Here is a 23,477-nt window from a genome sequence, read left to right as displayed (position 1 = left end):
ACTTGCCGCAGGTTGAGCCGGCGCTTGCCGCTCAGCCCTGGCTCAACCTGCGATTGCGCATGGACCCGCCGCCAACGGATGCGGATAATGCGCGGCTCTGATTTCCAGTACCGGCAAGGATGCGCATGAACCTGTTCCTCAACCTGGTCACCCTGGCTTGTGGCGTCATCAGCCTGGGGTCGACCGTCATCTACCTGAGCCGTCGCGCCAAGTACCGGAAGAACCTGCAGGACCTGCACCTGCACGGTAAACCGCACCGCACCATCACCCAGGCTGAACGGGACGAACTGGCCAAGCAGACCGCCAGCCTGCAACGTATCCAGGGCAGCGGCGGCATGTCCTACGAGCCGGTCAGCGACAACGTCTATCTGATTTGCGGCGGCACCGCGAGCGACGGGCTGGAACTGCCGGCCCAGGCGCTGAAGCACGTGTCGATCGGCACTATCCCCATGGAATTCCCCTTCCCGATGGAAAGCTTCCTGGCCACCAGTAACAGGGCCGAAGTGGTCATCAGCAAGAAGTTCGCCGTGGTCATCGGCCTCAACGGGCATCGCCTGGCCCAGTGACGCACCGGCTGCCACCTTCACCGCTCGCCCCTGCCGCGAGCCCGCCCCCGTCGATATCCTGCAAGAGTCCACCATGAAACCTCGCTACCTGCTGCTATTGCCCCTGCTGCTCACGCTGACCGGGTGCAAGGAAGACTTCGCCACCCTGCACTTCCAGGACTCGGTGCGCTCCGACCCCAAGGCCGGCCCGCAATACTCCGACCAGTTGGTGCACGAGGCGTACAAGCAGAGCATTTACACCGCGCTCAGCGCCCAGGGCCTGGACCCGGATGCCATCGCCCTGGAACGCGACAAGGAAGATGACAAGGTGATCCACCTGCGCCTGGTGGACTACTCCCTGAGCCCGGAACAACGCGGCAGCCTCAAGGCCCTCTTCGAGCAGGTCACCCAGGCGCGTAACGCCAGCTCGATGAACCTGCGCCTGGAACTGGACAACGCCCATGCCAGCGTCAAGCCGTCCGGCTCCAGCGAGCTGCCGGACCGCATCGACGCCAGCCTGGAGTTCGAGCCGGAGTTCGGCATGCTGCTGGACCGAAGCTACGACGACAGCATGCAGGCCATTGTCAACGAGAGCGAAATCGAAGGCCCGGTCAGTTGCAAGATCACCGCGCGCCTGGCGATGCCCACGTCCTTGAAACTGATCGCCTACGAAGCCCTTGAAAAGGACAACAGCGCACGCGGCCTGATCTCCTTGCTGACCCGCAGCGGCAGCATTGCCAAGGTAGAGCTCAAGGTGCATTTCGATGACCCGGACCTGACCCGCCACCTGCAACAGGATACCGTCCATGCCTGGCCATCCAGCTCGAGGATCACCCAGCCGGCACCGGTGCCCCTTGACGAATTTGCCTTCGTCATCGGCTCCATCGGCGTCCAGACCCTGACCTCAGCCCTGCCCTTCGACACCCGCAAAGACGAACTGCAAGCGCTGTGCGACCAGAAGATGCAGAGCCTGGGTCGGCCCTTTACCTTTCAAATGGGCCGGACCCTGGATCGCTTGACCCGCGTCGACTACCGCTGACACCCCGTGCACGACAAGGATTGCCATTGAACCGCCGCCTCTACGCCACCGCCCTGCTGCTGATGCTGCTCTGCGGCTGCAAGCAGACCTACCTCACCCTGCATTTCCAGGAGGAAGTGGGTGACCCCCAACAGGCTGAAGTAGCCTCCTACTTTGTCGAGACCATCACCCAGATGGCCACCACGATCGGCATCGCAGCCGACGACATCGGCCTGGAGATGGACCGCAAGGACGACAAGACCCTGCACATCAGCCTGGACAGCAGCGTGAGCGAACCCCAGCGCCAGCGCCTGCGTGCGCTGTTGGACGAGATTGTCGAGGCCCGTGCCGCCGTCACCTTCGACGCCGTTCTGGAGATCGCCCCGCAAACCGGGAAATACACCTCTCCCGACTACCGTAAAAGAGCCATGGCCTTGCCGCGCCACTTCTCCCTGGCCCTGGAGCCGGTGCAATACGCCAGTGTGATGTTTCAGTACTCGATGCAAGAGTTGATCAGCGGCAAGCTCTCGGCCACCGGCACGCCCAACGAGGCGCTTTGCCAATACCAGGCCAGTATCCGGGCGCCGGGCATGCTGTTCAGCCAGATGGGCAGCAAGGCCGGGAGCGGAACAGGGGATTACAACGTGTACCTGGAGTGGAAAGGCGACAAGCACGAACCGGAGCAATACTTGTTCGGCAACATCACTTTCGCCAATCCCACGCTCAACCAGATGCTGTTCGACAACCGCATCCAACTGTCCGTCATCAAGACCTCCTGGGGTTCGCGAGATAATCGCCGGGCCGACCGCATCGGTTTCAGCGTCGGCGGCCTGGGCCTGCAATACCACGAGGATGGGGAGATTTCTGCGCTGCAACATATTGGCTTGATGGGCAGGTGCACGGGCATGGCCATGGACCTGGGCCGCCCCTTCACCTTTTACATCGGCCGCTCCATGGACCGTCTGCTCAGCGTCGAACTGGCCTCGCCCAATGCGTGAGCCCTCAGCGCCACGACGGCTCCTGCCCGGCAGCGGCAACTTGATATTCACTCCGGGCGCTACCATTTAAGGCGCTCGACCCTGTTTGCGGAGCCCGACCATGACCGACCCACTGCTGATCCCCTGCCCGCACTGCAACGGGCTCAACCGCATCCCCGCCGAACGCCTGGGAGACACCCCCAAATGCGGGCGCTGCAAAGCCGAAGTGTTGCTGGGCAAACCCTTTGAATTGAAACAGGGCGACTACGCCAGCCAGATCAAGGGCGACCTGCCGTTGCTGGTGGACGTGTGGGCGGACTGGTGCGGGCCGTGCAAATCCTTTGCGCCGATTTTCCAGCAGGCCGCGGCACAACTGAGCGGCAAATGCCGGCTGGCCAAGCTCGACAGCGAGGCCAACCCACAGCTGTCAGGGCAATTGGGCATTCGCTCGATTCCGAGCCTGATCCTGTTCAAGAACGGGCGTGAAGTGGCCCGACAAAGCGGCGCCCTGCCATTACCGCAATTGTTGAGCTGGTTGCGCAGCCAGGGGATCTGAAGCCACACCGTGGCCAGAGGGCATCGCCCTGCGGTCACGGCAACATCAAGCTCAGGCGCTTTCCAGCAGACTGTGCAGGTCGACGAATTGCTGGGTCAGCTTGTGCCGTGGATCGAGGTGGATCAGCGGCATGCTGGCCTGGTGGGATTCACGCATGCGCACCGAACTGGCCAGGTACACCGGCAGTACCGGCAAACCCTCGCTGATCAGTTCGTCGAGCATCTGCTGCGGCAAGCTGGCCCGGGCCTGGAATTGGTTGACCACAATGCCCTCGACCTCCAGGCCTTCGTTGTGCTCCTCCTTCAAGTCTTCGATTTCCGCCAGCAGGCCATACAGCGCCTGACGGGAGAAACTGTCGCAGTCGAAAGGGATCAACACCCGATCAGCGGCAATCAACGCCGACACCGCGTAGAAGTTCAACGCCGGCGGGGTATCGAGGTAGATCCGGTCATAGTCCTCGGCCAACTCGTCGAGCAGTTTGCGCAGCCTGTTGATCTTGTGCTTGGCCTCAAGCTTGGGCTGCAGGTCAGCCAATTCGGCGGTGGCCGTCACCACGTGCAAGTTGTCGAACGGCGTCTCGTAGATATCCACCTGGTTCTTCTTCGAGAAGGGCCCGGACGACAGGGTCTGCTTGAAGAAGTCGGCGATGCCCATGGGAATGTCCTCGCCGGTCAGGCCGGTAAGGTATTGGGTCGAGTTGGCCTGGGCATCCAGGTCCACCAGCAAGGTGCGATAGCCCTCGCTGGCGCTGACCGCCGCCAGATTGCAGGCAATACTGGATTTGCCGACGCCACCTTTCTGATTGAACACCACACGCCGCATGTCTAGACCTCCGTGTTTCAAAGATCACCGAGTGTAGTAGGCCATACCGCCCCTTCGCTACCTCGGCAACGCAAGAGTTGCCCATGGCCTGCTCCCCTGGGGATAACTGGCGCAAAGGCTTGGCAGCAGGGGATTAGAGCAGGGACAAAACCCGATAGAGGCAAAACGCCATCCATGATCAACTCAGATTTATCGTTTTTACGACCAGCAGTCCAACCAGCATTTGCTACAAGCCAGTTGCACCGGGATAATGCGCGCCACTGGCGCTCTCGCGTCACCCAGGTCAATCACCGACCGAAGCGACACACCGCGTCAAGGAAGCCCGCAGGGGCGGGATGAAATCAAGTGATCAAGTTCAACATCGCTCAATGGCGTGCGTGGGCCCCTGGGCTCGAAAGCATGGACGCCTGGCAGGCCTGGAGCCAACAGCCGGTCCGGCCTGATAACAGCGATGCCGCCCCCGATGTGTCCTTCCTCCCCGCCATGCAGCGGCGCCGTCTCAGTCGCCTGGCACGCATGGCGTTCAGCGTTGGCTGGCCATTGGCCGAGGGCCTTGAGCAGTTGCCACTGGTGTTCATTTCCCGTCACGGCGAAACCCCGCGAACCTTTGAGATACTCAGCGACCTGGCCGCCGAGCAGCCACTGTCGCCGACCCAGTTCAGCCTCTCAGTGCACAACGCAGTGATCGGCCTGTGGTCCATCATGCGTGGTGAAACCAGTGAAATGACGGCCCTGGCCGCTGGCGGAGACGGCCTGGAACACGGCCTGCTGGAGGCCGCCATGCTGCTCGCCGACGGCGCCCCCCATGTGCTGCTGGTGATCACCGAGGAACAGCCGCCCGAGGCCTATGCCAGCTGGATCGACGACGTACCGTTCCCCTATGCCTTGGGCCTGTTGCTGACACCCGGCGACGACTGGCAGCTGTCCCTGGACAGCCACGACGGCCAAATCCCCAAGGCGCAATGGCCCCACGCCTTGAATCTGTTGCGTGCCCTGCTCGGCTCGCAGACCTTTTGCCAACATGCCTGGATGAATCGTGTATGGACCTGGCAACGCAGCCATTGAACACCAAGGGCCGCAACGCCTACTACTGGCGTCTACTGGCCACAGCGCTGAGTTTTACACTGTTCGGAATAGGTGGTTTGTGCCTGCGCCTGGTGATTTTCCCCCTGCTCGGCTGCCTGCCCGGCGATGCCCGCAGCCACCGCCTGCGAGCACGCAAGACCGTCAGCCGGCTGTTCTGGCTGTTCATCCGCTTCATGGCCAAAAGTGGCGTTCTCACCTATGAAGTCCAGGGCGCCGACCTGCTCGGGCGTCCGGGGCAGATGATCATCGCCAATCACCCGTCGCTGATCGACGTGGTGTTCCTGATCGGCCTGGTGCGAGACGCCAACTGCGTGGTCAAGCAAAGCCTCTGGAACAATCCTTTTACCCGTGGCCCGGTACGCTCCACTCAGTACATCAGCAACGATGGCAGCCTGGACATGCTCGATGCCGCCTCCCAGGCACTGCAAGAGGGCCAGACACTGATCGTCTTTCCCGAGGGCACCCGCACCCAGCCGGGCAGCGACCCTGCCTTTCATCGGGGGGCGGCGGCGATTGCCCTGCGGGGTGCGAAGATCATCACCCCGGTGGTGATCAGGGTCAGCCCCACCACCCTGACCAAGGCCGAGCCCTGGTATCGCATCCCGCAATGCCGTGTGCACTTCAGTTTTCACGTTGGGGCCGATATAGACCCACAGACCTTTGCTGCCCAAGGCCCAGCGCCCCAGGCTTCGCGCAAGCTCAATGAGCACTTGCACCACTATTTCATCAAGGAGCTCGCCAGAGATGAGCGATACAAACCCGGACCTGATGCTTGAAATCAAACTGCTGATCATCGACGCCCTGGGCCTCGAAGACATCAGCGCCCAGGACATCGGCAACGACCAGACCCTGTTCGGCGAAGGCCTCGGCCTGGACTCAGTGGACGCCCTCGAGCTGGGCCTGGCGGTCCAGAAGAAGTACGGCATCAAGATCGACGCCGACGCCAAGGACACCCGCAACCACTTCAGTAACGTGGCGAGCCTTGCGGCGTTCGTCACTGCAAAACAGGCAGCCTGAGAACCGACCATGCAAACCCGTGACGATATCTTCAACACCCTGCGCAATGCCCTGGTCGAACTGTTTGAACTGGAGCCTGCGCGCATCAACCTGGACTCCAACCTGTACCAGGACCTGGAAATCGACAGCATTGACGCCGTCGACCTGATCGACCACATCAAACGCCAGACCGGCAAGAAAATCGCCGCCGAGGAATTCAAGTCGGTGCGCACCGTCAATGACGTGGTCGAGGCGGTTTACCGTCTGGTCCAGCCGGCCGCATGAGTCGGCTGATCGGCCTGGGCTTGTTGCTGGCCGGCCTGCTTTACCCCTTCGCGGTGTATTTCGGCATGGAGCACTTCGCTCCGTGGCAGTTTGGCCTGCTGCTGGGTGGCCTGTGGCTGGCCCGGGTGCTGACCGGCGAACGTCGCCCTGGCAGCTTGTGGATGGCCGCCGCGGCGATTGCCTTCTGCCTGCTGCTGGCCTGGTTCGACCACCCGGCACTGCTGCGCTGGTATCCGGTGCTGATCAGCAGCTTCATGCTCGGCCTGTTCGGCCTGAGCCTGAAGTACGGCCCGCCGGTAGCGGAACGCCTGGCCCGCATCAGCGAGCCGGATCTGCCGGAAAAAGCCGTGCGTTATACCCGCCAGGTAACCATTGCCTGGAGTGTGTTTTTCCTCTGTAACGGAATGCTCGCCGCGGCCCTGACACTCTGGGCGCCGCTGAGTTGGTGGACGTTGTACAACGGCCTGATCGCCTACGGGCTGATGGGCTTGCTGTTTGCCATTGAGTGGCTATTACGACAACGGGTGCGAGGCCGTAGATGAACTGGATTCCCCTTGAGCAACTGTTGCTCAAGACGCACACATCACGAGTGGTCAGTGCCCATCCCGGGATCGACCTGGAGCGCTTGCAGGAACAGGCCCTGAGCCTGGCCGCGGCCCTGCAAGCCCGTGGCGTGAAGCGCCTGGCGCTGCACCTGGAAGATGCCGTGGAACTGGCGGTGGCGCTGCTCGGCGCCTGGCGTGCCGGGGTCAGCGTGCTGTTGCCCGCCGACCTGCAAGCCCAGACCCGCCAGCGCTGGGCGGCGGACGTCGACCTGTGGCTGACCGACCAGGACACACCCTTGCAACAGTTGCAGGACAGCCCCCTGGCGGCGGCTGAACTGGACCTGGACGGCTGCCGGCTGAGCCTGTGCACTTCCGGCTCCAGCGGTGAACCCAAGCGCATCGAGAAAAACCTGCGGCAACTGGCCAACGAAGTCCAGGCCCTGGAACAGCTGTGGGGCGCAGACCTGGGCCACGCCTGGATCATCGGCAGCGTTGCCACCCAGCATATCTACGGCTTGCTGTTCCGCGTGCTCTGGCCGCTGTGCGCCGGACGTCCTTTCGTGCGTCGCCAGTTGCCGTTCCCCGAAGACCTGCAACGGGCCAGTCGCGAGTGCCCCGCGTTTGCCTGGGTAGCAAGCCCTGCCCTGCTCAAGCGCATGAGCGACAACCTCGACTGGCCCGCGATGAGCCAGGTGCGGCGAGTGTTTTCTTCCGGCGGCGCCTTGCCTGCCGATGCCGCGAGCAACCTGCAACATCGCTTGCAGCAATGGCCAACGGAAATTCTTGGCAGCTCCGAGACCGGCGGCATTGCCTGGCGCCAGGGCGACACCCTGTGGCAGCCCTTCGCCGACGTCCGGGTGAGCCAGAACAGCGACGGCGCGCTGTTGATCGCCTCGCCCTACCTGCCTGCCGGGCATGTCGAACACACCGCCGATGCCGCGCGGATTGCCGCCGATGGACGCTTCGAACTGCTGGGACGCCTGGACCGCATCGTCAAACTGGAAGAAAAACGCATTTCCCTGCCCATGCTGGAACAGGCTCTGGAGCACCACGACTGGGTGGCGCAAGCGCGGCTCGGCGTGATCGAGGAAAACCGTGCCTACCTCGGCGCCCTGCTGGTGCTCAATGACTCCGGTCTGCATGCCTTGCGCAATCAGGGCCGACGGCACCTGACCCAGACTCTGCGCCAGCACCTGGCCCAGCACTGTGAAGCCCTGGCCCTGCCGCGGCGCTGGCGCCTGGTGCGACAAATGCCCCTGAACAGCCAGGGCAAACTGCCCCAGGCCGAGGTCCAGGCCCTGCTCCTGGCCCCACGCCCGCAAGCCCCGGAAGTACTGCAGCAGGTGCAGCACGAGGGAGAGTGGCAACTGCAACTGGCGATCCCGCCAGACCTGGCGTATTTCAGCGGGCACTTCCCCGCCACCCCGGTGCTGCCGGGGGTAGTGCAAGTGGACTGGGCCCTGGCCCTGGGCCAGCAACTGCTCGAACTGCCGGGCCGCTTCGCCGGCATGGAAGTGCTGAAGTTCCAGCAACTGGTGCGCCCCGGCGACCGCATCCAGCTCAACCTGCGCTTCGATGCCCAACGCCAGAAACTCTATTTCGCCTACCTGAATGACGGGGCCCCCTGCTCCAGCGGGCGGATCGTTCTGGAGGCCGGCTGTGGATAACTCTTCCCGCTTCGCGGCTGTAGGAGCTGGCTTGCCAGCGAAGGGTCCAACGCCGACCCACACGCCCTGCGCCGTCATCCCGGTCTACAACCACGAAACCGCCGTGCCCGCGGTGCTCAATGCCCTCTTGGCACAAGGCCTGCCCTGCATCCTGGTCGACGACGCCAGCAGCCCCGCCTGCGCCTGTGTGCTGGAGCAACTGGCAGGTCTCGATCAGGTGTTCCTGATCCGCCTGGCCATCAACCAGGGCAAAGGCGGTGCCGTCATGGCCGGCCTGCGGGAAGCCGCGAACCTGGGTTTCAGCCACGCCCTGCAAGTGGACGCCGACGGCCAGCATGACCTGGCGGATGTGGATAACTTCATCCGCCACTCCCAGGAGCACCCCCAAGCACTGATCTGCGGTTATCCACAGTACGACGCCAGCGTGCCCAAGGGCCGCCTGTACGCGCGCTACCTGACCCACGTCTGGGTGTGGATCAACAGCCTGTCGCTGCAGATCCCGGATTCGATGTGCGGCTTCCGGGTCTATCCCCTGCCGGCGACCTTGGCCCTGATCGACTCGGTACAGCTGGGCCAGCGCATGGACTTCGACCCGGAAATCCTGGTGCGCCTGTCATGGCGCAAGCAGCCCATGCTCTGGCTGCCGACCCGGGTGCATTATCCCCAGGACGGCCTGTCGCACTTTCGCCTGTTCCACGACAACGCGCTGATCTCCAAGATGCACGCCAAGCTGTTCTTCGGCATGTTGGCGCGCCTGCCAGTGATCCTCTGGCGGCGGTGGCGCTCATGAGTCAGAAGCCTTCCAAGGAGCCCACCAGCGAACACTGGGCCGAGCATCAGGAACGCGGCAGCTTCTGGCTGATGAAGCTCACCGCGTTCGGCGTTCGAGTGCTCGGGCGCCGCGTACTGAGCCCGGTGCTGTACGCCATCGTGTTCTACTTCTTCCTGTTCGGTCGCAGCGCTCGCTGCAGCATCTGGCAGTACCAGCAGCGCCTGGCGCAATGGAGCGGGCGTGACGAATTGCGCCCCAGCCATTGGCGAGTGTTTCGCCAGTTCATGGCCTTTGCCGACGCCCTGCTGGACAAGCTCGACGTGTGGAACGGCAAGCTGCGCATCGAGCAGATCGAGATCATCGATCCGGCGGCACTGCGCCACCAATTGCGCGGCGAGCGCGGGCAGATGCTGGTGGGCGCACACCTGGGCAACCTGGAAGTCTGCCGCGCCCTGGCCGAGCTGGGGGAGCAGGTGACCATGAACGTGCTGGTGCACACCAAGCACGCCGAACGCTTCAACCGACTGCTGGGCGAAGCCGGCGCCAGCAACCTGCGGCTGATTCAGGTCAGCGAGCTGGACCCGGCGATCATGCTGCAACTGAGCCAGCGCCTGGACCGCGGCGAGTGGCTGGCGATTGCCGGCGACCGCGTACCGCTGCACGGCGGACGCAACGTGCGGGTGGATTTTCTTGGCCATCAGGCGGCGTTCCCGCAAGGCCCCTGGCTACTGGCGGGGCTGCTCAAATGCCCGGTCAACCTGCTGCTGTGCCTGAAACAGCAGGGCCGTTACCGGGTGATCCTCGAACCCTTCGCCGAGGCCGTGCAGTGGAAGCGCAACGACCGCCAGCAAGTGATTGCCCAGTGGACCGCCCGCTACGCCGAACGCCTGGGCCAGTACTGCCTGCAGGCGCCGCAACAATGGTTCAACTTTTACCCATTCTGGAAGACCGATGACGACCTCAACCCATGAGCCGGTAACCTTCGGCGAACACCCTCTGCGCATTGAAGACGTCCTGGCCCTGGCCAACCGCCAAGTGCCGACGCGCCTGCAAAGCGACGCCGCCTGGCGCCAGCGGATTGCCAAGGGGGCACAGTTCCTCGACTCCCTGCTGGACAAGGAAGGGGTGATCTACGGCGTGACCACCGGTTATGGCGACTCCTGCGTGGTGGCCGTGCCCCTGGAGCACGTCGAGGCCCTGCCCCGTCATCTGTACACCTTCCACGGCTGCGGCCTGGGCAAGCTGCTGGACGCCCAAGCCACCCGCGCGGTGCTGGCGGCGCGCTTGCAGTCGCTGTGCCACGGCGTCTCCGGAGTCCGTGTGGAGCTGCTGGAACGCCTGCAAGCCTTCCTCGATCAGGACATCCTGCCGCTGATCCCCGAAGAGGGTTCGGTGGGCGCCAGTGGCGACCTGACGCCGCTGTCCTACGTGGCCGCCACCTTGTCCGGCGAGCGCGAAGTGCTGTTCCGTGGCGAGCGCCGTGAAGCTGCCGACGTGCACCGTGAACTGGGCTGGGAGCCTCTGGTGCTGCGGCCCAAGGAAGCCCTGGCGTTGATGAACGGCACTGCGGTGATGACCGGGCTGGCCTGCCTGGCCTTCGCCCGGGCCGACTACCTGCTGCGCCTGGCGACCCGCATCACCGCCCTCAACGTGGTGGCCCTGCAAGGCAACCCGGAGCACTTCGACGAGCGCCTGTTCGCCGCCAAGCCGCACCCGGGGCAGATGCAAGTGGCCGCCTGGCTGCGCCAGGACCTGGCGATCGACGCCCCTACCGCGCCCCTGCATCGCCTGCAGGACCGCTACTCCCTGCGCTGCGCGCCCCACGTGCTGGGGGTGCTGGCCGACAGCCTGAACTGGCTGCGCGGCTTCATCGAAACCGAGCTCAACAGCGCCAACGACAACCCGATCATCGACGCCGAGGCCGAGCGCGTGCTGCACGGTGGGCACTTCTATGGCGGGCACATCGCCTTCGCCATGGACAGCCTGAAGAACCTGGTGGCCAATGTCGCCGACCTGCTGGACCGGCAACTGGCCCTGCTGGTGGACGTGCGCTACAACCACGGCCTGCCGAGCAACCTGTCCGGCGCCAGCGCCGAGCGCGCCATGCTTAACCACGGTTTCAAGGCGGTGCAGATCGGCGCCAGCGCCTGGACCGCCGAAGCCCTGAAAAACACGATGCCGGCCAGCGTGTTCTCGCGCTCCACCGAGTGCCACAACCAGGACAAGGTGAGCATGGGCACCATCGCCGCCCGGGACGCGATTCGCGTGCTGGAGCTCACCGAGCAAGTGGCCGCCGCCGCCTTGCTGGCGGCCAACCAGGGGGTCTGGCTGCGCAGCCAGGAAACCGATGCCCGGCCGCTGCCACCGGCCCTGGATGCCATGCACCGGCAACTGGCCGAAGATTTTGCACCGGTGATCGAGGATCGGGCCCTGGAACGCGAGCTGCGTCTGTGCCTGCAGCGCATTGCCGAACAACACTGGAGGCTGCATGCGTAGTCAGGGAGTGATCCACGCCGACACCCAGATCCTCGTGCCGTTCTTCGACATCGACACCATGCATGTCGTCTGGCACGGGCACTACGTCAAGTACCTGGAAGTCGCCCGTTGCGCCCTGCTGGACCAGCTCGGCCACAACTACAACCAGATGCTCGAATCCGGCTATGCCTGGCCGGTGATCGACCTGCAGCTGCGCTACGTGCGTGGCGCGGTGTTCGGCCAGACCCTGAACGTGCGCGCCAGCCTGGTGGAGTGGGAGAACCGCCTGAAGATCAACTACCTGATCACCGACCTGGCCAGCGGCGAACGCCTGACCCGCGCCAGCTCGGTGCAGGTGGCGGTTGAGATCGCCAGCCGGGAAATGCAGCTGGCCTCGCCCAAGGTCTTCACCGATGCCGTCACGAGGGCCCTGCCATGACTGTAGGAGCGAGCTTGCTCGCGAAGAGGGTCTGTCTGTCTGCCCATTGCACGGTGCTGAGCACTGTGGTGCGGCGGTTCGCGAGCAAGCTCGCTCCTACGGTGCTGGTGTTGTTGCTGGTGCCGGGGCTGGCTCAGGCATTCGATCTGCAACAGTTGAGCGATCAGCTGTCGCGGCCGGAGGTGATCCACGGCCGTTTCATCCAGGAAAAACACCTGCGGGCCCTGCCCCAGCCGCTGACCAGCAAGGGTCACTTCGTGCTGGCGAAAAACCACGGCCTGCTGTGGCTGCTGCAAACCCCGCTGCAACAGGACTACCGCATCACCGCCCATGGCATCGCCCGGCGCGATGGCGGCGGCTGGCAGATGCTTCCCGGCAAGAGCGCCGGGGCCGAGCAGAACCGCCTGTTCCTCGCCGTGCTGCAGGGCGACAGCAGCGGCCTGCAACGGGACTTCGACCTCCAGTTGCAAGGCAGCGCACAGCAGTGGCAGTTGCAATTGATCCCCCGCTCGCTGTTGCTGAAACAGATCTTCACCCAGATCAACATCGACGGCGGCGAGCTGGTGCAGCGCATCGAGTTGCTGGAAGCGCAGGGCGACCGCACCTTGCTGATCATGCAGGACAGCACCAGTGCCCAGCCCTTGAGCGAAGCGGAGCAACATGACTTTGCCGAGTGAACGCTGGCTACCACGATTGTTCCTGCTCCTGCTGGTGGCCGTGCTGGCCCTGGGCGCCTGGCAATGGCGCCACGGTGCACCGCTGTCCGCCAACCTGATGGAGCTGGTGCCCGGTACTGCCCCGGACGCTCTTGAACTGCAGGCCGAACAACGCATGCAAGAACCCCTGAACCGGGAAATCCTGGTGTTGGTGGGGCATGCCGAGCGTCAACAAGCCGTGGCCATGGCCCAGCAACTGGCCGGGCAATGGCAGGCCAGCGGCCTGTTCGACAAGGTCCAGTGGAACCTGCAGGCCGACCTGCCAGCCTTGCGCAGCCAACTGCTGCAAGGCCGACTGGCGATGCTGGCGGCCAAGGACCGTGAGCAGTTGATCGAGCAGCCCCAGGCATTCATCCAGCAACGGCTGCAGGGCCTGTTCGACCCTTTCGGCGGCTTCACCCTGGTGCCGAGCCAGGATGACTGGCTGGGCCTGAGCGGACGCATCCAGAACAGTCAGCCGCAGCACGGCGCGGTGCAGCTGGATATCGGCAGCGGCGCCCTGGTGGCCGAGGCCGACGGCAAGCACTGGGTGCTGCTGCGGGCGCGCACCAGCGGCAATGCCTTCGACATGCAACTGCCGCTGCAGGTGGCCGAGTTGCTGCGTGATAGTCGCCAGCAGGCCGACCAACAGCAGGTGCAACTGCTGGCCGCCAGCGGCCTGCTGTACGCCGCCGACGGGCAACAGCAGGCCACCCGGGAAATCACCTGGGTCGGTGGCGGCGCGACCCTGGGCATTCTGTTGCTGTTGCTCCTGGCATTCCGCCGCTGGCGTGTCCTGCTGGCCTTCGTTCCGGTGCTGGTGGGCATGCTGTTCGGTGCCGTGGCCTGCGTCGCCTTGTTTGGCCGTATGCATGTCATGACCCTGGTGCTGGGCTCAAGCCTGATCGGCGTGGCGGTCGATTACCCGCTGCATTACCTGTCCAAGAGCTGGAGCCTGAAACCCTGGCACAGCTGGCCGGCCCTGCGCCTGACCCTGCCAGGGCTGAGCCTGAGCCTGGTGACCAGTTGCATCGGCTACCTGGCCCTGGCCTGGACCCCATTCCCGGCCCTGACCCAGATCGCGGTGTTTTCTGCCGCCGGCCTGGTGGGGGCCTACCTGTCGGCGGTGTGCCTGTTGCCGGCGCTGCTCAAGGGCGTCGAGTTGCGCCCGGCGCAGTGGCCGTTGCGGGTAGCCGAAGCCCTGCTCAAGGTCCGCGCTGCGCTGCTCAAACGCGTGCCGAGCCCGGTGCTGCTGGCCCTGCTGGCACTGTTCTGTGCCGCGGGCCTGTGGCAACTGAGCAGCAAGAACGATATCCGCCAGTGGGTCGGTGCGCCGCCGCAACTGCTGCAAGAGGCCCAGGCCATTGCGCGGATTACCGGTTATCAACCCACCAGCCAGTTCTTCCTGGTGCGTGCCGCCAACCAGCCACAGTTGCTGGAGCGCCTGGACACCCTGGACCAGCGCCTGCAACCGTTGGTGAGCCAGGGCAAGCTCAAGGGCTACCTGTCCCTGAACCAACTGGTCAGCCAGCCCGAGGTACAGCAGCAGGTGCGTGAAGCCCTCAAGCAACTGCCGAAATTCTGGCAACCGTTGCTGGACTTGGGCGTGCCTCTTGATGCACTGCAAAACGAGCTGAGCCAACTCCAGGCACTGCCCATCGAAGATATCGATGCCGCTCTGCGCGGCCCATTGGCCGAACCCTATCGTCCGCTGTGGCTGGGCAGCAATGATAACGGCGTAGCCGCCATGATCAGCCTGCAAGGTCTGAACGATGCGGCCCTGCTGCGGGTGCAGGCCGAGGGCTTGCCAGGCGTACAACTGGTGGATCGCCTGGGCGACCTGAACCGGGTGTTCGCCGCCACCCAGGTCAGCGCCGCCGAACTCAAGCTGGCCTCTTGCGTGTTGATCGTGCTGCTGTTGATCCTGCCCTTCGGTTTCGGTGGTGCCCTGCGCCTGGTGGCCCTGCCGTTGCTGGCAGCCCTGTGCAGCCTGGCCAGCCTCGGCTGGCTGGGTCAGCCGCTGACCCTGTTCAGCCTGTTTGGCCTGCTGCTGGTGACCGCCATCAGCGTCGACTACGCGATCCTCATGCGCGAGCAGATCGGCGGCGCCGCGGTGAGCTTGCTGGGCACCCTGCTGGCGGCCCTGACCACTTGGCTGTCGTTCGGCCTGCTGGCCATTTCCAGCACCCCGGCGGTGAGCAACTTCGGCCTGGCGGTGAGCCTGGGGCTGGCCTTCAGCTTTATCCTCGCGCCCTGGGCCGGCCACACGCCGCACCCGGCAACCGACACGCAGCGTTCGCCATGCTGACCTTACTGTTCTGGCTGCTGGCCCTGGCCCTGTTCGCCCTGGCGACCCAAATCGGCCGACGTTTCGGCCTGATCCCGATCGTCAGCCAACTGCTGCTGGCGACCTTCGGCCTGCCCTTGTTGATGCTGCTGTGGATCGAACCGCACTGGCAGCTCAGCGGTGCGCAACTGGTGTCGCCGCAATGGCTCAAGCACCTCTATAGCCTGAGCTTCGCCCTGCTGCTGGGGCACATCCTCAGTGACGTGATCGACCTGCGCCTGGATCGCCAGAGCCTGAAGATCGCCGTGCCGAGCTTCTGCATACCCTTCGCCTGCGGCCTGGCGACAGCCCTCTGGCTGCTGCCGGCGCAACCCTGGCTGAGCTCCCTGGCCGTGGGCCTGCTGTTCGCCATTACCGCGATCCCTGTGCTCTACCTGTACCTGCGGCACATCCAGTACCCGGCCGCTGCCACCCGGCGCCTGGTGCAGACCGCGATCCTCATCGACCTGGCCTGCTGGAGCCTGTTCGCCCTGGCCCAGAGCAGCCTGCACCTGGGCAGCCTGTTGCTGCCCCTGGCCGGCGCCTGCCTGCCGCTGGCGCTGCGGGCCCTGGGTTTGCGCCAGCCGATGCTGCACAGCCTGGGCTTCTTCGGCCTGCTGGTGGTGGCCGAGCACTACAAGCTCAATGCGCTGATTTTCGGCATCGGCTACCTGCTGTGCATGGCCAGCCTCAAGCTGGCGCTGGTGCTGCCGTTAAAGGCTGCCTGGATGAACCGCTTGCAGACCTTTATCGCCATCCCGCTGATCCTCACCTTCGGCATCGTGCAGATCAACGTGCACAGCGCCCTGGACAGCCTCGGCGGGGTGCAGCTGGCGGCGCTGCTGCTGTTGCCGATCGCCAGCAAGCTGCTGGGCAACTGGCTGGGCCTGGCCTGGGCCGGCGCGTCCTTCGAGGGTGCCAGCCGCTGGCGGGAAAGCCTGCTGCTGAACATTCGCGGCTTGAGCGAGATCGTGTTTCTCAACCTGCTGCTGCAACAACAGCTGATCAGCCCGGCGCTGTACTTCGCGCTGATGCTCATGGGGCTGATCGCCACCCTGCTGCCGGCCCTGGCCGGTTTGCACAAAACCCCCGTGGCTGCGACGAACGTGGCCCCTTTGAATCTGAACATCGCCGAACCGGCAAGGAGCCCCAGTGCCAACAGTTGAAATGCAACGTCGCCAGGTCGTGGTGATCGGTGCCGGCCCCTCGGGGGCCATCGCGGCCGCGCTGCTCAAGCGCCAGGGCCACGACGTGCTGATCGTCGAGCGTCAACATTTCCCACGGTTCTCCATCGGTGAAAGCCTGCTTTCCCACTGCCTGGATTTCGTCGAAGAGGCCGGCATGCTGGAGGCGGTGCAAGCCGCCGGCTTCCAACTCAAGAACGGCGCGGCCTTTGCCTGGGGCGAGCACTACAGCGCCTTCGATTTCGGCGACACCTTCAGCCAGGGCAAGCCCAGCGCGTTCCAGGTTCAGCGGGCTGATTTCGACAAGCTGCTGGCCGACCAGGCAGCCCTGCAAGGGGTTGAGATCCGCTATGGCGAGGAGATCGTCGCGGTGGACGTCGAGCGTGCGCTGCCGCAACTGGACTGCCGCCGCGAAGACGGCAGCCAGTACCGCATCGAGGCCGACTTCATCCTCGACGCCAGCGGCTACGGCCGAGTCCTGCCGCGGCTGCTGGCGCTGGAGGCGCCGTCGAACTTCCCGGTGCGCCGGGCCGTGTTCACCCACGTCGAAGACCGCATCGACTGCGAGCATTTCGACCGCAACAAGATCCTCATCACCACCCACCCGGAACACCGTGACATCTGGTTCTGGAGCATCCCCTTCAGCAACGGGCGCTGCTCGGTGGGCGTGGTGGCTGCCGATGCGCACTTCGCCGGACGCGATGGCGACCTGGACGCCTGCCTGCGCGGTTTCATCGCCGAAACCCCGAGCCTCGCCAAAGTCCTGCAATACGCCGAGTGGGACACCCCGGCACGGACCATCGGCGGCTACTCGGCCAACGTCACCACCTTGCACGGCCCCGGCTTCGCCCTGCTGGGCAACGCCGCGGAATTCCTCGACCCGGTGTTCTCCTCCGGAGTGACCATCGCCATGCGCTCCTCGAGCATGGCCGCCGCCGTACTGCACCGTCAGTTGCAGGGCGAGCACGTCGACTGGCATAGCGAATTCGCCGAACCACTCAAGCGTGGCGTGGACACCTTCCGCTGCTATGTCGAGGGCTGGTACGCCGGGACCTTCCAGGACGTGATCTACCACCCGGGCAGCTCGCCGGAGATCCGCCGCATGATCAGCTCGATCCTGGCCGGTTACGCCTGGGATGAGCGCAACCCCTTCGTCAGCGAACCCAAGCGCCGGCTCAAGGCCCTGTCGGAAGTCTGCGCGAGGGACTGCGTATGAGCGATCAATCCAGCCAATACCTGAGCGACAGCTACGTCGAGGAAACCCGCTTCGGCTTCTGGTTCCTGCGCAGCCACACCTGGCAACACCACGTGCTGCGGGTGGCGATCAATGACCTGCGCTCGCTGTTCGACGGCGAGCCGCCCAGCCACCCGGTGCTGCTGGATGCCGGCTGCGGCCAGGGCAAGTCCTTCCAGTACCTGCGCCAGGTATTCGCTCCGCAGCGCCTGATCGGCCTCGACGCCGACCCCCACAGCCTCCAGCTCAGCGCCGAAGAAGCCCGCCGCCAGCAGCTTCAGGTGGAGCTGATCGGCAGCGACTGCGCCACCCTGGAGCTGGCTGATGCCAGCGTCGACCTGCTGTTCTGCCACCAGACCTTCCATCATCTGGTGGAGCAGCAACAGGCCCTGGCCGAGTTCTACCGGGTGCTCAAGCCCGGGGGTTACCTGCTGTTCGCCGAATCCACCGAGGCCTACATCGATACCTGGGTGATTCGCTGGCTGTTCCGCCATCCGATGCAGGTGCAGAAAAGCGCCGCCGAATATTTGCAGATGATTCGTCAGCAGGGCTTTGAATTCGGCCCGCAGAACGTGTCTTATCCCTACCTGTGGTGGAGCCGCGCCAAGGACTTCGGCCTGCTGGAACGCTTCGGCCTGCGCCAGCCACCGCCGGTGGGCCAGCGCGAGGAAACCCTGGTCAACGTGGTGGCCCGCAAGCCCCTGAATAGCCCTGCTGCCGAGGAAGACCTGTCCGAATGATCCGCGCCCTGCTGCTCGGTTGTGTCCTGTTGCTGAGCGCTTGCGTCAGTCAGGCTCCGCTGCCCGAGAGCAGCCCCTCGCTGGCGTTGCCTCTGCAGTTGCATGTGCAGCGCGAGGCTGAAGGCCAGCGCCAGGACTGGCTGCTGGTGATCCAGGCCGAAGGCCCGAGCTTGCGCTGGTCGCTGATGGACCCCCTGGGCATTCCCCAGGCCCGCCAGCGCCTGGTCAATGGCCAGTGGCAGGCCGACGGCCTGCTGCCGCCCAACCCGGAAGCCCGGGAGCTGTTCGCCGCTTTGCTGTTCGCCCTGACGCCCGCAGCCGAACTGACGGCCAACTACCCCGGTGCCCGACAACAGGGCGCCCAACGCACCCTCGGCCCACGCTGGCGGATTGACTATCAACAACCTCTGGATTTCGAGTTGAACCTGCCTCAAGGCCCGCACTACCACATCACCGCCCTGCGCTCCGAGGCCGTGCCATGACGGCTTACCTGAATGCCCTGGGGGTGATCTGCGCCCTGGGCCGCAATTGCCAGGAAGTCGCTCGCAACCTGTTGGCCGGCGACTGCTCGGGCATGCGTGACGAAAGCCATTGGGTGCCCGAGCGCACCCTGCCAGTGGCTGCGGTGCGTGGCCCATTGGCCGGTATGCCGGCCGGCCTTGAAGCGCAGAACAGCCGCAACAACCAGTTGCTGCTGGAGGCCACGCTGCAGATCACGGACGATATCCAGCAGGTGATCCAGCGCTACGGTCGCAGCCGCATCGGCATTGTCCTGGGCACCAGTACCTCGGGGATCGACGAAGCCAGCCGTGGCATCGCCCACTACCTGCAGGACCGGCAATTCCCGGCAGAGTACGACTACCGCCAACAGGAACTCAGCGCCCCGGCGAACTTCCTCGCCGACTGGCTGCAATTGAGTGGCCCGGCCTATGTGATTTCCACCGCCTGCACCTCCAGCGCCCGGGCCCTGATCAGTGCCCGGCGCCTGCTCGACCTGGGCCTGTGCGACGCCGTGCTGTGCGGCGGGGTCGACAGCCTGTGCAAGCTGACCCTCAACGGCTTCAGGTCCCTGGAGGCGGTTTCCGGGCAACGCTGCAATCCGTTTTCGCGCAACCGCGACGGAATCAACATCGGTGAAGCGGCGGTGCTGTTCCTGATGAGCCGCGAGCCCGCCGGCGACGCCCCCATCGCCCTACTGGGCGGAGGGGCCAGCTCCGACGCCTACCATATTTCCGCCCCGGCCCCCGATGGCCGCGGCGCCCTGCAGGCCATGAGCCTGGCCTTGCGCAGCGCCGGCCTGCAGCCGCAGCAGATCGGCTACCTGAACCTGCATGGCACCGCCACCCTGCACAACGACGCCATGGAAAGCCTGGCCGTGACCCAGCTGTTCCCCGAAGGCGTGCCCTGCTCTTCGACCAAGCCCATGAGCGGCCACACCCTGGGCGCCGCCGGGGCCCTGGAAGCGGCGTTCTGCTGGCTCAGCCTGAGCGCCGAGAACCCCGGCCACGCGCTACCGCCGCACCTCTGGGACGCCCAGGCCGACCCGGCCCTGCCGGTGCTGCGCTGGGTCACCCCGGCCGACCACCTGGACCCGCACGCACCGCGCCGCCTGATGAGCAACTCCTTCGCCTTCGGCGGCAACAACGTCAGCCTGATAATCGGAGACGCCCCATGATTGACTGGCCGCTCGCCGAGTTGCTGCCCCATGCCGGGGACATGATCCTCATCGATCAAGTCCTGGCCTTTGATGAAGAACAGATCCGCACCCGCCTCGAAGTCCGTCCCGGTGGCCTGTTCAATCGCCCCGACGGCAGCCTGCCGGCCTGGGTCGGCGTCGAGCTGATGGCCCAGAGCGTGGCCGCCTACGCCGGTTGCCGCGCCCGCCAGCAGGGCCTGCCGGTGGAGCTGGGCTTTCTTCTCGGCACCCGTAAATTCGAATGCAATGTCGAGCACTTTGCCGTCGGCAGCACCTTGGAAATCCATGCCCTGCGCTCTCTGGAAGACGACAACGGCATGGGTGTGTTCGAGTGCCACCTCACCGGCCCCGGCATCACCGCCAGCGCGCGCCTGAACGTGTTCCGCCCGCCCCAGGCCGCCGACTACCTGCATGAAACACCTGCCTCTTCTACAGGAACCCCGTCATGACTGACTCCGTACTGGTCACCGGCTCCAGCCGTGGCATTGGCCGGGCCATCGCCCTGCGTCTGGCCCGGGCCGGGTATGACCTGGTGCTGCACTGCCGCAGTGGCCGCACCGAAGCCGACGCCGTCAAGGCCGAAGTCGAGGCCCTGGGCCGCAGCGCCCGCGTCCTGCAATTCGATGTCTCGGACCGGGAGGCCTGCCGGGCTGCCCTGGAGGCCGATGTCGAAGCCCATGGCGCCTATTACGGCGTGGTACTGAACGCCGGCCTGACCCGCGACGGCGCCTTCCCGGCCCTCAGCGAAGAGGACTGGGACCAGGTGCTGCGCACCAACCTCGACGGTTTCTACAACGTCCTGCACCCAGTAATGATGCCGATGATCCGCCGCCGTGCAGCCGGGCGCATCGTCTGCATCACCTCGGTGTCGGGGCTGATCGGTAACCGTGGCCAGGTCAACTACAGCGCCTCCAAGGCCGGGGTGATCGGCGCCGCCAAGGCCTTGGCCATCGAGCTGGGCAAGCGCAAGATCACCGTCAACTGTGTCGCTCCGGGGCTGATCGACACCGCCATGCTGGATGAAAACGTGCCGGTGGAAGAACTGCTGAAAATGATTCCCGCCCAGCGCATGGGCACCCCGGAAGAAGTGGCCGGCGCGGTGAACTTCCTGATGTCCGCCGAAGCGTCCTACATCACCCGCCAGGTGCTGGCGGTGAACGGGGGCCTGTGCTGATGAAGCGTGTGGTCGTCACCGGCATGGCCGGCATCACCTCCCTGGGCAACGACTGGGCCAGCATCGCTGAACGCTTTGGCGCCAACCGCAGCGGCATCCGGCGCATGGACGAGTGGGACCGGTTCAGCGAACTCAATACTCGCCTGGCCGGCCCCATCGATGATTTCCAGGTGCCCGCACACTGGACCCGCAAGCAGCTGCGCAGCATGGGTCGAGTCTCGCGGCTCGCCGTCGGGGCTGCCGAGCAGGCGCTGGCCGACGCCGGGTTGCTGGGCGACCCGTCGATCAAGGACGGGCGCATGGGCGTGGCCTGTGGCTCGTCCACCGGCAGCACCGACGAGATCAAGGCCTTCGGCAACATGCTGCTGAACTCGGTGGCAGAAGGACTCAACGCCAACTCCTACGTGCGCATGATGCCCCACACCACGGCAGCCAATATCAGCATCTTCTTCGGCCTCACCGGGCGCCTGATCCCCACCTCCAGTGCCTGCACCAGCGGTAGCCAGGGCATCGGCTACGCCTATGAGGCGATCAAGTTCGGGCGCCTGCCGCTGATGCTGGCTGGCGGCGCCGAAGAGCTGTGCCCCACCGAGGCCATGGTGTTCGACGCACTCTACGCCACCAGCCTGAAGAACGATGCGCCGCACACCAGTCCCCGGCCCTACGATTGCGATCGCGATGGCCTGGTGATCGGTGAAGGCGGCGGCATGCTGGTGCTGGAGGAACTGGAGCACGCCCTGGCCCGTGGCGCGCGCATCCACGCGGAAATCGTCGGTTTCGGCAGCAACGCCGATGGCCAGCACACCACTCGGCCCGAACAAAGCACCATGCGCCGGGCCATGGAGCTGGCACTGGAGGACGCAACCCTGGCACCGACGGCCATTGGTTATGTGAACGGCCACGGCACCGCCACCGAACAGGGCGACATCGCTGAAACCCAGGCCACCAGCAGCTTGTTCGGCAGCCGCATGCCCATCAGTTCGCAGAAGAGCTTTCTCGGCCATACCCTGGGCGCCTGCGGTGCACTGGAATCCTGGTTCAGCATCGAGATGCTCAACCGCGACCTGTACGTGCACACCTGCAACCTGGATCAGGTCGACCCCCGCTGCGGCGAGCTGGACTACCTGCGGGACGGCTTTCGCGCCATGAGCCACGAATACGTGATGAACAACAACTTTGCCTTTGGCGGCGTCAACACTTCGTTGATCTTCCGCCGCTGGCCCTAATGCCTCACTTCACTGGAGAAATGGAATGTCTTCCCTGCTTCGCGCCACCCTCATCGTCCTCGCCCTGCTCAGCGTCACTGCCTGTACCAGCAAGCGGATGTACACCCCCAACCGAGTGCTCCCGGCCACCATCCAGGCCGACCAGGAGCAGGTCAAACAAGCGATCCTGAAAAACCTGGTGGCCCGCAAGTGGACCGTACAGCGCATCAGCCCGGAACTGATCCAGGCCGAGATCACCGTGCGCCAGCAGTTCCACGCGGAGATCGATATCCAGTACTCCGCCAACCACTACAAGATCGTCTACCGCGACAGCCGCGACATGGACTACAAGGACGGCAAGATCCACAAGAACTACATCCGCTGGGTGCGCCTGCTGGACAAGGGTATCTTGCGCGAACTGCGGGACAACCAGAATGAGCGGACCGCGCAACAGCTGTCCGACACGGCGGCCAAGGCCTTCCCTGCGCCGTAATGATTCCTGCCCTGTGACCCCGCTCACAGGGCTGCTTTGCCCCCTTTGCACGTCAAGGAGAATACGATGCGTTTGAAGACTCTGGCGGCCACCGTCACCCTGCTGCTCTGCACCCTGCCCGGCGTCAGCCAGGCTCGCGACACCACCCTGTACCTGCCCTTCGACAAAGTCGTGGCCGAAGCCATCAGCACCGGCAAGATCGACGGCAGCGTGAAGTTTTACCTGGCGGGCAACAAGCCCACCGGCAAGGTCTCGGTACTGAGCCCGGGCGCGGTCACCAACAAGAAGACCAACGCTTTCGGCAAGGCCGACCAGGTGGCCTGCGAATGGGCCCTGCAGTCGGCGCTGATCACCCTGCATGAAGCGGCGAAGAAAGTCGGCGCCAATGCGGTGACCGACATCGCCAGCTTCTACAAGAGCCATGAGCGCAAGGATGCCACCACTTACGAATGCCACGCCGGCGCGATCATGGCGGGCGTCGCCCTGCGCGGTGATCTGTCCAAGGTCCAGTGAGCTGAGTCCTGCGGATGCTGAAGGGCGCCTTGGG

27 protein-coding genes are annotated in these 23,477 nt (G+C 64.9%); 26 read left to right on the top strand and 1 reads right to left on the bottom strand.

Annotated elements, in window-relative coordinates; translation table 11 throughout:
• The first annotated feature begins 125 nt into the window (after positions 1–125).
• The 4 genes from GV819_RS06380 (at position 126) to trxC (ending at position 3,096) form a co-directional block, all read left to right on the top strand.
• On the top strand, positions 126–566 hold the full coding sequence (locus GV819_RS06380) for an IgaA/UmoB family intracellular growth attenuator (RefSeq protein ID WP_161754593.1): 441 nt from the start codon (positions 126–128) through the stop codon (positions 564–566).
• Positions 567–639: 73 nt separating this feature from the next.
• Complete coding sequence (locus tag GV819_RS06375) at positions 640–1,584, top strand: hypothetical protein (protein WP_161754591.1); 945 nt, start codon at positions 640–642, stop codon at positions 1,582–1,584.
• Between the two features lie 26 nt (positions 1,585–1,610).
• A complete protein-coding gene (locus GV819_RS06370) occupies positions 1,611–2,561 on the top strand; it encodes a hypothetical protein (protein ID WP_161754589.1) in 951 nt (316 codons plus the stop codon).
• 100 nt (positions 2,562–2,661) lie between these two features.
• Positions 2,662–3,096, top strand: a complete 435-nt coding sequence (gene trxC / locus GV819_RS06365; RefSeq protein WP_161754587.1) for a thioredoxin TrxC — start codon at positions 2,662–2,664, stop codon at positions 3,094–3,096.
• Between the two features lie 51 nt (positions 3,097–3,147).
• On the opposite strand, the gene GV819_RS06360 is transcribed toward trxC, so the two are convergent.
• Entirely contained in the window at positions 3,148–3,918 is a 771-nt protein-coding gene (locus tag GV819_RS06360; RefSeq protein WP_161754585.1) for a ParA family protein, read from the bottom strand.
• A 399-nt stretch (positions 3,919–4,317) separates the two neighbouring features.
• Here GV819_RS06360 and GV819_RS06355 point away from each other — a divergent pair, with 399 nt between their 5' ends.
• The 22 genes from GV819_RS06355 to GV819_RS06250 all read left to right on the top strand — a co-directional run bounded on the left by GV819_RS06355 (position 4,318) and on the right by GV819_RS06250 (position 23,443).
• Positions 4,318–4,983 (top strand): beta-ketoacyl synthase chain length factor, encoded by a 666-nt coding sequence (locus GV819_RS06355; RefSeq protein WP_161754644.1) that lies wholly within the window; start codon positions 4,318–4,320, stop codon positions 4,981–4,983.
• Complete coding sequence (locus GV819_RS06350; RefSeq protein WP_161754583.1) at positions 4,959–5,780, top strand: lysophospholipid acyltransferase family protein; 822 nt, start codon at positions 4,959–4,961, stop codon at positions 5,778–5,780. Before GV819_RS06355 ends, GV819_RS06350 begins: the two co-directional genes overlap by 25 nt.
• Positions 5,749–6,021, top strand: a complete 273-nt coding sequence (locus GV819_RS06345) for a phosphopantetheine-binding protein (protein ID WP_161754581.1) — start codon at positions 5,749–5,751, stop codon at positions 6,019–6,021. Before GV819_RS06350 ends, GV819_RS06345 begins: the two co-directional genes overlap by 32 nt.
• Positions 6,022–6,030: 9 nt before the next feature.
• A complete protein-coding gene (locus GV819_RS06340; protein WP_161754579.1) occupies positions 6,031–6,285 on the top strand; it encodes an acyl carrier protein in 255 nt (84 codons plus the stop codon).
• Entirely contained in the window at positions 6,282–6,827 is a 546-nt protein-coding gene (locus tag GV819_RS06335) for a hypothetical protein (RefSeq protein ID WP_161754577.1), read from the top strand. Before GV819_RS06340 ends, GV819_RS06335 begins: the two co-directional genes overlap by 4 nt.
• Complete coding sequence (locus tag GV819_RS06330; protein ID WP_161754575.1) at positions 6,824–8,497, top strand: ApeI family dehydratase; 1,674 nt, start codon at positions 6,824–6,826, stop codon at positions 8,495–8,497. Before GV819_RS06335 ends, GV819_RS06330 begins: the two co-directional genes overlap by 4 nt.
• 31 nt (positions 8,498–8,528) lie before the next feature.
• The gene (locus tag GV819_RS06325; RefSeq protein ID WP_161754573.1) at positions 8,529–9,287 is read left to right on the top strand and encodes a glycosyltransferase family 2 protein; all 759 of its coding nucleotides are present in this window, start codon (positions 8,529–8,531) and stop codon (positions 9,285–9,287) included.
• On the top strand, positions 9,284–10,240 hold the full coding sequence (locus tag GV819_RS06320) for a glycosyl transferase (RefSeq protein ID WP_161754571.1): 957 nt from the start codon (positions 9,284–9,286) through the stop codon (positions 10,238–10,240). The genes GV819_RS06325 and GV819_RS06320 overlap by 4 nt, the downstream gene beginning before the upstream one ends.
• On the top strand, positions 10,221–11,765 hold the full coding sequence (locus tag GV819_RS06315; protein WP_161754569.1) for an HAL/PAL/TAL family ammonia-lyase: 1,545 nt from the start codon (positions 10,221–10,223) through the stop codon (positions 11,763–11,765). Before GV819_RS06320 ends, GV819_RS06315 begins: the two co-directional genes overlap by 20 nt.
• Entirely contained in the window at positions 11,758–12,183 is a 426-nt protein-coding gene (locus tag GV819_RS06310) for an acyl-CoA thioesterase (protein WP_161754567.1), read from the top strand. Before GV819_RS06315 ends, GV819_RS06310 begins: the two co-directional genes overlap by 8 nt.
• Complete coding sequence (locus tag GV819_RS06305) at positions 12,180–12,860, top strand: outer membrane lipoprotein carrier protein LolA (protein ID WP_161754565.1); 681 nt, start codon at positions 12,180–12,182, stop codon at positions 12,858–12,860. The genes GV819_RS06310 and GV819_RS06305 overlap by 4 nt, the downstream gene beginning before the upstream one ends.
• A complete protein-coding gene (locus GV819_RS06300) occupies positions 12,844–15,186 on the top strand; it encodes an MMPL family transporter (RefSeq protein ID WP_161754563.1) in 2,343 nt (780 codons plus the stop codon). Before GV819_RS06305 ends, GV819_RS06300 begins: the two co-directional genes overlap by 17 nt.
• Positions 15,180–16,370: a sodium:proton antiporter gene (locus GV819_RS06295; protein ID WP_161754561.1), complete on the top strand. Its 1,191-nt coding sequence runs from the start codon at positions 15,180–15,182 to the stop codon at positions 16,368–16,370. The genes GV819_RS06300 and GV819_RS06295 overlap by 7 nt, the downstream gene beginning before the upstream one ends.
• Complete coding sequence (locus GV819_RS06290) at positions 16,357–17,604, top strand: NAD(P)/FAD-dependent oxidoreductase (protein ID WP_161754559.1); 1,248 nt, start codon at positions 16,357–16,359, stop codon at positions 17,602–17,604. The genes GV819_RS06295 and GV819_RS06290 overlap by 14 nt, the downstream gene beginning before the upstream one ends.
• Positions 17,601–18,362 carry a class I SAM-dependent methyltransferase gene (locus GV819_RS06285; RefSeq protein WP_161754557.1) on the top strand — a complete coding sequence of 254 codons (762 nt, stop codon included), beginning with the start codon at positions 17,601–17,603 and terminating at the stop codon, positions 18,360–18,362. Before GV819_RS06290 ends, GV819_RS06285 begins: the two co-directional genes overlap by 4 nt.
• Positions 18,359–18,844 carry a DUF3261 domain-containing protein gene (locus tag GV819_RS06280; protein WP_161754555.1) on the top strand — a complete coding sequence of 162 codons (486 nt, stop codon included), beginning with the start codon at positions 18,359–18,361 and terminating at the stop codon, positions 18,842–18,844. The genes GV819_RS06285 and GV819_RS06280 overlap by 4 nt, the downstream gene beginning before the upstream one ends.
• Entirely contained in the window at positions 18,841–20,037 is a 1,197-nt protein-coding gene (locus GV819_RS06275; RefSeq protein ID WP_161754553.1) for a beta-ketoacyl-[acyl-carrier-protein] synthase family protein, read from the top strand. The genes GV819_RS06280 and GV819_RS06275 overlap by 4 nt, the downstream gene beginning before the upstream one ends.
• On the top strand, positions 20,034–20,507 hold the full coding sequence (locus tag GV819_RS06270) for an ApeP family dehydratase (RefSeq protein WP_161754551.1): 474 nt from the start codon (positions 20,034–20,036) through the stop codon (positions 20,505–20,507). The genes GV819_RS06275 and GV819_RS06270 overlap by 4 nt, the downstream gene beginning before the upstream one ends.
• A complete protein-coding gene (gene fabG, locus GV819_RS06265; protein ID WP_161754549.1) occupies positions 20,504–21,232 on the top strand; it encodes a 3-oxoacyl-ACP reductase FabG in 729 nt (242 codons plus the stop codon). Before GV819_RS06270 ends, fabG begins: the two co-directional genes overlap by 4 nt.
• Positions 21,232–22,458: a beta-ketoacyl-ACP synthase gene (locus GV819_RS06260; protein ID WP_161754547.1), complete on the top strand. Its 1,227-nt coding sequence runs from the start codon at positions 21,232–21,234 to the stop codon at positions 22,456–22,458. Before fabG ends, GV819_RS06260 begins: the two co-directional genes overlap by 1 nt.
• A 25-nt stretch (positions 22,459–22,483) precedes the next feature.
• On the top strand, positions 22,484–22,930 hold the full coding sequence (locus GV819_RS06255; protein WP_161754545.1) for a hypothetical protein: 447 nt from the start codon (positions 22,484–22,486) through the stop codon (positions 22,928–22,930).
• A gap of 66 nt (positions 22,931–22,996) precedes the next feature.
• Positions 22,997–23,443, top strand: coding sequence for an excinuclease (locus tag GV819_RS06250; RefSeq protein ID WP_161754543.1), 447 nt, complete (start codon positions 22,997–22,999; stop codon positions 23,441–23,443).
• Positions 23,444–23,477 lie beyond the last annotated feature (34 nt).

The organism is Pseudomonas sp. Fl5BN2, assembly GCF_009908205.1.
GTDB lineage: Bacteria > Pseudomonadota > Gammaproteobacteria > Pseudomonadales > Pseudomonadaceae > Aquipseudomonas.
Note: the sequence above shows the minus strand (reverse complement) of the source record. Positions and strands in the feature narration are given on the sequence as shown.

Coding starts and splice junctions, on each gene's coding strand:
- GV819_RS06380 (WP_161754593.1), top strand. CDS start 126: ATGAACCTGTTCCTCAACCTGGTCACCCTGGCTTGTGGCGTCATCAGC.
- GV819_RS06375 (WP_161754591.1), top strand. CDS start 640: ATGAAACCTCGCTACCTGCTGCTATTGCCCCTGCTGCTCACGCTGACC.
- trxC (WP_161754587.1), top strand. CDS start 2,662: ATGACCGACCCACTGCTGATCCCCTGCCCGCACTGCAACGGGCTCAAC.
- GV819_RS06360 (WP_161754585.1), bottom strand. CDS start 3,918: ATGCGGCGTGTGGTGTTCAATCAGAAAGGTGGCGTCGGCAAATCCAGT.
- GV819_RS06355 (WP_161754644.1), top strand. CDS start 4,318: ATGGACGCCTGGCAGGCCTGGAGCCAACAGCCGGTCCGGCCTGATAAC.
- GV819_RS06350 (WP_161754583.1), top strand. CDS start 4,959: ATGGACCTGGCAACGCAGCCATTGAACACCAAGGGCCGCAACGCCTAC.
- GV819_RS06345 (WP_161754581.1), top strand. CDS start 5,749: ATGAGCGATACAAACCCGGACCTGATGCTTGAAATCAAACTGCTGATC.
- GV819_RS06340 (WP_161754579.1), top strand. CDS start 6,031: ATGCAAACCCGTGACGATATCTTCAACACCCTGCGCAATGCCCTGGTC.
- GV819_RS06335 (WP_161754577.1), top strand. CDS start 6,282: ATGAGTCGGCTGATCGGCCTGGGCTTGTTGCTGGCCGGCCTGCTTTAC.
- GV819_RS06330 (WP_161754575.1), top strand. CDS start 6,824: ATGAACTGGATTCCCCTTGAGCAACTGTTGCTCAAGACGCACACATCA.
- GV819_RS06320 (WP_161754571.1), top strand. CDS start 9,284: ATGAGTCAGAAGCCTTCCAAGGAGCCCACCAGCGAACACTGGGCCGAG.
- GV819_RS06315 (WP_161754569.1), top strand. CDS start 10,221: ATGACGACCTCAACCCATGAGCCGGTAACCTTCGGCGAACACCCTCTG.
- GV819_RS06310 (WP_161754567.1), top strand. CDS start 11,758: ATGCGTAGTCAGGGAGTGATCCACGCCGACACCCAGATCCTCGTGCCG.
- GV819_RS06305 (WP_161754565.1), top strand. CDS start 12,180: ATGACTGTAGGAGCGAGCTTGCTCGCGAAGAGGGTCTGTCTGTCTGCC.
- GV819_RS06300 (WP_161754563.1), top strand. CDS start 12,844: ATGACTTTGCCGAGTGAACGCTGGCTACCACGATTGTTCCTGCTCCTG.
- GV819_RS06295 (WP_161754561.1), top strand. CDS start 15,180: ATGCTGACCTTACTGTTCTGGCTGCTGGCCCTGGCCCTGTTCGCCCTG.
- GV819_RS06285 (WP_161754557.1), top strand. CDS start 17,601: ATGAGCGATCAATCCAGCCAATACCTGAGCGACAGCTACGTCGAGGAA.
- GV819_RS06280 (WP_161754555.1), top strand. CDS start 18,359: ATGATCCGCGCCCTGCTGCTCGGTTGTGTCCTGTTGCTGAGCGCTTGC.
- GV819_RS06275 (WP_161754553.1), top strand. CDS start 18,841: ATGACGGCTTACCTGAATGCCCTGGGGGTGATCTGCGCCCTGGGCCGC.
- GV819_RS06270 (WP_161754551.1), top strand. CDS start 20,034: ATGATTGACTGGCCGCTCGCCGAGTTGCTGCCCCATGCCGGGGACATG.
- fabG (WP_161754549.1), top strand. CDS start 20,504: ATGACTGACTCCGTACTGGTCACCGGCTCCAGCCGTGGCATTGGCCGG.
- GV819_RS06260 (WP_161754547.1), top strand. CDS start 21,232: ATGAAGCGTGTGGTCGTCACCGGCATGGCCGGCATCACCTCCCTGGGC.
- GV819_RS06255 (WP_161754545.1), top strand. CDS start 22,484: ATGTCTTCCCTGCTTCGCGCCACCCTCATCGTCCTCGCCCTGCTCAGC.
- GV819_RS06250 (WP_161754543.1), top strand. CDS start 22,997: ATGCGTTTGAAGACTCTGGCGGCCACCGTCACCCTGCTGCTCTGCACC.